The 5,224-nt window shown below is 63.6% G+C and carries 10 protein-coding genes and 1 pseudogene; 10 read left to right on the top strand and 1 reads right to left on the bottom strand.

Annotation, left to right across the window (positions count from 1 at the left end):
* Positions 1 to 668 precede the first annotated feature (668 nt).
* The 10 genes and pseudogenes from JCM19049_RS07830 (at position 669) to JCM19049_RS07800 (ending at position 4,951) form a co-directional block, all read left to right on the top strand.
* Complete coding sequence (locus tag JCM19049_RS07830; protein WP_054821313.1) at positions 669 to 1,289, top strand: vitamin K epoxide reductase family protein; 621 nt, start codon at positions 669 to 671, stop codon at positions 1,287 to 1,289.
* Between the two features lie 49 nt (positions 1,290 to 1,338).
* Positions 1,339 to 1,719 (top strand): DUF2809 domain-containing protein, encoded by a 381-nt coding sequence (locus tag JCM19049_RS07825; protein ID WP_279402724.1) that lies wholly within the window; start codon positions 1,339 to 1,341, stop codon positions 1,717 to 1,719.
* A 147-nt stretch (positions 1,720 to 1,866) separates the two neighbouring features.
* Positions 1,867 to 2,448 carry a GNAT family N-acetyltransferase gene (locus JCM19049_RS07820; RefSeq protein ID WP_054821311.1) on the top strand — a complete coding sequence of 194 codons (582 nt, stop codon included), beginning with the start codon at positions 1,867 to 1,869 and terminating at the stop codon, positions 2,446 to 2,448.
* Complete coding sequence (locus JCM19049_RS07815; RefSeq protein ID WP_279402723.1) at positions 2,441 to 2,845, top strand: GNAT family N-acetyltransferase; 405 nt, start codon at positions 2,441 to 2,443, stop codon at positions 2,843 to 2,845. Before JCM19049_RS07820 ends, JCM19049_RS07815 begins: the two co-directional genes overlap by 8 nt.
* A 17-nt stretch (positions 2,846 to 2,862) precedes the next feature.
* Positions 2,863 to 3,069 (top strand): GNAT family N-acetyltransferase, encoded by a 207-nt coding sequence (locus tag JCM19049_RS07810; RefSeq protein ID WP_054821309.1) that lies wholly within the window; start codon positions 2,863 to 2,865, stop codon positions 3,067 to 3,069.
* Between the two features lie 147 nt (positions 3,070 to 3,216).
* Positions 3,217 to 3,714 (top strand): AI-2E family transporter, encoded by a 498-nt coding sequence (locus JCM19049_RS19405; RefSeq protein WP_279402722.1) that lies wholly within the window; start codon positions 3,217 to 3,219, stop codon positions 3,712 to 3,714.
* A 47-nt stretch (positions 3,715 to 3,761) separates the two neighbouring features.
* Positions 3,762 to 3,938: a hypothetical protein gene (locus JCM19049_RS19400; protein WP_279402721.1), complete on the top strand. Its 177-nt coding sequence runs from the start codon at positions 3,762 to 3,764 to the stop codon at positions 3,936 to 3,938.
* Positions 3,920 to 4,383 (top strand): annotated as a pseudogene (locus JCM19049_RS23295) (AI-2E family transporter). The gene JCM19049_RS19400 and the pseudogene JCM19049_RS23295 overlap by 19 nt, the downstream one beginning before the upstream one ends.
* The gene (locus tag JCM19049_RS19385) at positions 4,371 to 4,499 is read left to right on the top strand and encodes a hypothetical protein (RefSeq protein ID WP_279402718.1); all 129 of its coding nucleotides are present in this window, start codon (positions 4,371 to 4,373) and stop codon (positions 4,497 to 4,499) included. Before JCM19049_RS23295 ends, JCM19049_RS19385 begins: the two are co-directional and overlap by 13 nt.
* A gap of 209 nt (positions 4,500 to 4,708) precedes the next feature.
* Positions 4,709 to 4,951 carry a hypothetical protein gene (locus JCM19049_RS07800; protein ID WP_054821308.1) on the top strand — a complete coding sequence of 81 codons (243 nt, stop codon included), beginning with the start codon at positions 4,709 to 4,711 and terminating at the stop codon, positions 4,949 to 4,951.
* 191 nt (positions 4,952 to 5,142) lie between these two features.
* On the opposite strand, the gene JCM19049_RS07795 is transcribed toward JCM19049_RS07800, so the two are convergent.
* Positions 5,143 to 5,224: nucleoside-diphosphate kinase (locus tag JCM19049_RS07795; protein ID WP_279402725.1), on the bottom strand; the 82-nt coding region annotated here is incomplete at its 5' end.

Raw genomic sequence — 5,224 nt, 5'->3', positions numbered from 1 at the left:
CGCATGCGGGTGCCGGTGGGTTCCACACCGGCGGCCGCGTTCAGTTCGGCCAGGGTCATTGCCTGGCGCAGCGGGCGGGCCGGGGTGGTGGCTACGGTCGTGCGCCGGGCACGAGTCGAACGGTTGCCACGCTTATTTCCTCCGGAACCACTCTTGCGTTCTTTTGATGCGCTCATCAGGTTCGCGTACTCCTCTAAAACATTCCAGCGCCGGCGCTTCCACAGACAGCGCAGCAGCTGAAACTCTATTCATTTATGCCATGCGGTCGGCCACGTTTCTGGCCTGTCGGGCATCAAAGTCCTCTGTAGGTCCGTCTCACCGATTTTCGCGATGCAACGTATTGCACCGTGGAAACTGGACACGGTCAACGGGTGTGCTTCAGAACCGGCCGTTTTCCTATACGGCCCTTCGATCCGCGGTATTCCCCCGGGAGGCGCACTTTCTTGGGCACTCAACCGGAGCGATGCATCGCCTGACGATCTGTCGTTCAAAGTCTCTCGTTGGGTTGAAAGCAGACTGTGGATCCACGAACAACCACCAACATTCTCTCACATTTAGCCGCATGGCGGATGATCTTCGCTATGGGAGCACACAGTAAGTGCTTTTAGGATTGGAATAACCAATGCGCAAAACCGCGCATTCCAATGAGCAAACGGACTAGGCAGAACATGAATTCAGCTGTAGAGAATCCCCCGACACCGGGCGTGTTGCCCCGGTGGGCCAAGGATCGCGGTTTTGGAATCTTTACCGTGGTGACCGGCGTGATCGCCTGGATCGCCTCCGGTGTACTGGTGCTGGATCGGCTGGCCCTGTACAAGAACCCGGACTACGTCACCAGCTGCGACATCAACCCCTGGATTTCCTGCGGCACGGTCATGAAGTCCTGGCAGGCCGAACTGCTGGGCTTCCCGAACCCGCTGCTGGGCATCGTGGGATTCGCGATCGTGATCACCGTGGGCATGGCCTTGCTGGCCGGGGCCCGCTTTGCCCGTTGGTACTGGGTGGGGTTCCAGATCGGCGTCACCCTGGCGATGGTGTTCATCATCTGGCTGTGGTCCCAGGCGCTGTATGACATCAGCGCGCTGTGCCTGTACTGCATGGTCGTTTGGGCCATGGTGATCCCGCTGTTCGTGCACACCACCGCTCGCAACGTCATCCACGGGGTGATCCCGGCCGGGGCGGGCGTGAAGAAGTTCTTCGCCGAGTGGTCGTGGGTGATTACCGTGGTCCTGCTGCTGGTCGTCGCCGCGACCGTGGTCCTGCGCTTCCCGAACGCCTTCTTCGGCTAGGGCACGACGGAAGCCTGCTTATGCGCCGCATGGTACTGACGCGTCGGGCGTGGATGGGGATCACCGCACTGCTGGTGGTCCCCATCGGCCTTTTTGCCCGCTTCCTACCCTTGGGGCTGGCCGCCGACCTGGCTGGGGTCTGCTCTACGCCACGCTGCTGTATGTGCTGCTCGGTTTCCTCTTCCCACGCGCGACCCGGCTGCGCCTGTTCCTGGGTTCCCTGGGGTGGTGCGTGGCGGTGGAACTGCTGCAGCTGACTCCCCTGCCCCTGCAGCTGGCCCAGTCACTGCCCATCCTGCGCCTGGTGTTGGGCACCAGCTTCGCGGTGCTGGACCTGTTCGCCTATGTGGCCGGGGCCGCGCTGGCCTGGACGGTGGATGGACTCATCCGCCGGACGCGGGCCCATGCCCAGGCGGCCCGGGAGCTCTAGCGCAGGGCTCCCCGGGCGTGTCGCCCGCACCGCGTCCGGCTGCTGCACCGCAATTCCGCCCACTCGTGGCGGTGGGCCACCCAGCGTAAACCATGTCAAAAGTGACCCATCTGGCACACCGGGAGAAAAACCGACTAAGTTTGAGTCATGGCCCATGACAATTGGAATACGGAAACAGCCCAGGACTACGGCATCAACCTGTTGGTCTCCGACACCATCAGGCTGCGAGAGCTTCAGGAAGAAGACCTGCCAGTCCTTGCCGGCTGGTGGAACAGCCCGGAATTCATGGCGCTGCAGGGCAACATTGTCCTGCCCCACCCGCGCACCGAGGCTGCGGAGATCTTCCGGGACTGGAGTCAGAACCGGGGCACGAAGGACGGCATCGGCTTGTGCATCACCCTGCCCGACGACACGCTGGTGGGGCACACTGCGCTGTACAACTACCACGCCTCGGCCCGCTCGGCCGAGCTGATGATGATGATCGGGGGCTCCTATGTGGGCCAGGGCTACGGCACCGAGGCGACCAAGATGATCGTGGATTTCGGGTTCCGCGAAATGGGCCTGAACCGCATCGGGTTGGGCATCTGGGAGTACAACGAGCGGGCGCTGCGCACCTTCACCAAGGCGGGTTTCCGTGAGGAGGGCCGGGCACGGCAGGCCGGGTTCCACAACGGCGAATTCCACGACAAGCTCCTGCTCAGTCAGCTGGCCGACGAGTACTTTGGCTAGACCCGCCGCAGACTTCGGCGCCGCGGCAACCGGCGCGAGGCCTGACCGGGTTCGTCTGCGCGAACTGCGTGCGGAGGACCTGCAGCCGTTGTCGTGCTGGTGGAATGACCCGGCAACCATGGTGCACCAGACGAACCTGGTGCTGCCCCAGCCGATGAAGGGCCTTTACCGGGTTTGGCAGGTCTGGAGCCAGAACCGGCCGACTTCCCGCGAAGCCGGTTTCAGCATTGAGCTGGTCGGCGGGCCGCTGATCGGGCACGCGACGCTCTACGGCGGGAACACCCCGGCCCGGGCGGCCGAGTTCGCGATCATCCTCGGCCCGGATTTCCGGGGACAGGGCCTGGGGGCGCAGGCCACCGCACTGATGCTGCGCCATGCTTCCACCAACTGGGGCTGAACCGCATCCACCTGGGGGTGTACGAGTACAACCAGCGCGCCCAACGCACCTACACCAGGCTGGGCTTTCGCCCCGAGGGCCGCCAACGGGCCGCCGTTTTTCATGATGGCCGGTTCCACGACCGGATCCTGATGGGCCTGCTGGCCAACGAGTACCCCGCCTCCCCCGCCGCCGGCTGGCAGCAACCCGCTAGGGGCGGGAACCAAGCAGTGACGGACAGTTGAATTAACTCATCCTTTTGGACGTGTCTCGCGCGCTTCGACGACCGCTAGCCTATTGTTTAATTGATCAATCCCCCTGACGTTGGAGCAAGAATGGCGTTCTTCCGCAAGGCTGCATCCTCAAAAAACAGGCCACCGACACAGCAAGTGGTGGTCGCGGCAGAAGCACCGGTTCGTGAGCGGCCGGAGTTCACGGTTCAGGGATTGTGGACCGACATGCTCGGCCGGTTGGGGATCCGCTGCCTGCAGATCCTGATTGTGGGACTGGTTGCCGGCTTCGTCATCATTGGCATGCTGCGCCTGACCATGATCGTGATCCCGACGCTGATCGCGCTGATCCTCTCCTGCGCCCTGTGGCCGCTGGTCACCAAGCTGCGCAAGCACCTGTCCCCGATGCTGTCCGCCTGGGTCGTCTTCCTCGGGTCGCTGCTGGTTCTTGGCGGGATCGGCACCGGCCTGGTCTTCTCGGTCATGCGCGAATGGAACACCCTGGTCAACCAGGCCGCGGAGGGCTTTAACCAGCTCAACGACCTGGTGCAACGGTTCATCGGGGACATGCCGTTCACGGTGGACCAGGGCCAGATCGATGAGGCGGTGGACACCGTCACCTCGTTCATCACCAGCTCCCAGTTCGGCGCCGGAGCCTGAACACCATCACTGCCGCCGGCAGCTTTGTCACCGGCAGCATACTGCTGATGGTCATCCTGTTCTTCTTCCTCAAGGACGGGGACCGGATCTGGGCGTTCTTCATTTCCTGGACCCCGAAGCACTACCGCCACAAGTGGATCACCTCCGGTGATCGGCGCTGCACACCTTCGGCGGCTACATACGCGGCACCGCGATCATCGCAGCCGTGGATGCCATCGGCGTGACCGCCACCCTGCTGGTGCTGCAGGTGCCGCTGGCCCTGCCGCTGGGCGTGGTGGTCTTCCTCGGCGCGTTCATCCCCATGGTCGGCGCAACCGTGGCCGGCATCCTGGCCACCCTGGTCGGCCTGGTCACCAGCGGCCCGCTGGTTGCCTGGTGGTGCTTGCCGCGGTGATCATCGTGAACCAGCTAGAGGGCAACTTCCTGCAGCCGGTGGTCATGGCCCAGGCGCTGAACCTGCATGCCCTGGTGATCTTGATGGCCCTGACCGCAGGCACCGTGCTGGGCGGAATCGTCGGCGCCGTGCTGGCCGTGCCGCTCTCCGCCGTGGCCTGGGGCATCATCAAGGTGTGGACCGAGCGCGAGAACATGGACGCGGTCGCCGCCGCCAAGGCGCAGATCAAGATCGAGCCGAGATCCGTGCCGAGGACAAGGCTTTGGAAAAGCTGAAGAAGAAGGAGAAGGTCGACGAGGTCAAGCAGGACGTGGACGAGATGGCAGATGAGATCATCGCCAACTCGGAAGAACACTCCGACAAGGCCCAACGTCCAAACACGGAGCAGTAGGTCGCAACACCGCAAGGCGTCATCAAGGCAACGGCGTTGACCGGGTGAACCTCAAGTGTGTTTAATGTGAATTAAGTTAAAATTGTGACTCCGTCTTCGGCTTCCCGCGCTTTCGCCGCCGGCACCCGCGGGCAGCCAGGACAAGATCCGGGTCACAGCGAAACTCATGTGCCTTCGAAAGTTGGATGCGAAGGCAGGAAGGTAGCCTCATGCTGAACGTCAGTTCCTCAGAAGGGCCAGAAAATCCCAGAACCCTTACCGCCGCGGCCCGTGATTCACGCGCCGCCCATTCCGCGGGTGAAGGCGGCGGCGGTCAGCTGCTGACCGAGAACGGGTTTGCCGCCTCAGCGGCCAAGGGCGGAAGCGCGGACAGCGGCTGGTTGGATGAGCCCGCGAGCGGCTACCTGCAGAACGCGGGCCGCACCAACGACACGCTCGGCGGCTGGCTCTAGAGCACGAACCACCCGAATCAACCCCAGGGGCTGCGGCATGCGCTGTGGGCTCCTGGGGCTTGTTTGTATCCGGGACGGGCCCTTGCCGGCGTGAGCGGCGCGGGAACGCAAAACGCCCGGGTGCTGCCTCCAATGGAGGCAGCACCCGGGCGTGATCGACGGCGGAGCTTCGCCGAGTTAGTCCGTGACGGCTAGTTGCCGAACCAGATGCCGATCTCACGCTCGGCGGATTCGGGCGAGTCCGAGCCGTGCACCAGGTTCTGCTGCACCTTC

It is taken from the genome of Arthrobacter sp. JCM 19049 (assembly GCF_001310435.1).
This window is presented reverse-complemented; position numbering and strand designations above follow the sequence as displayed.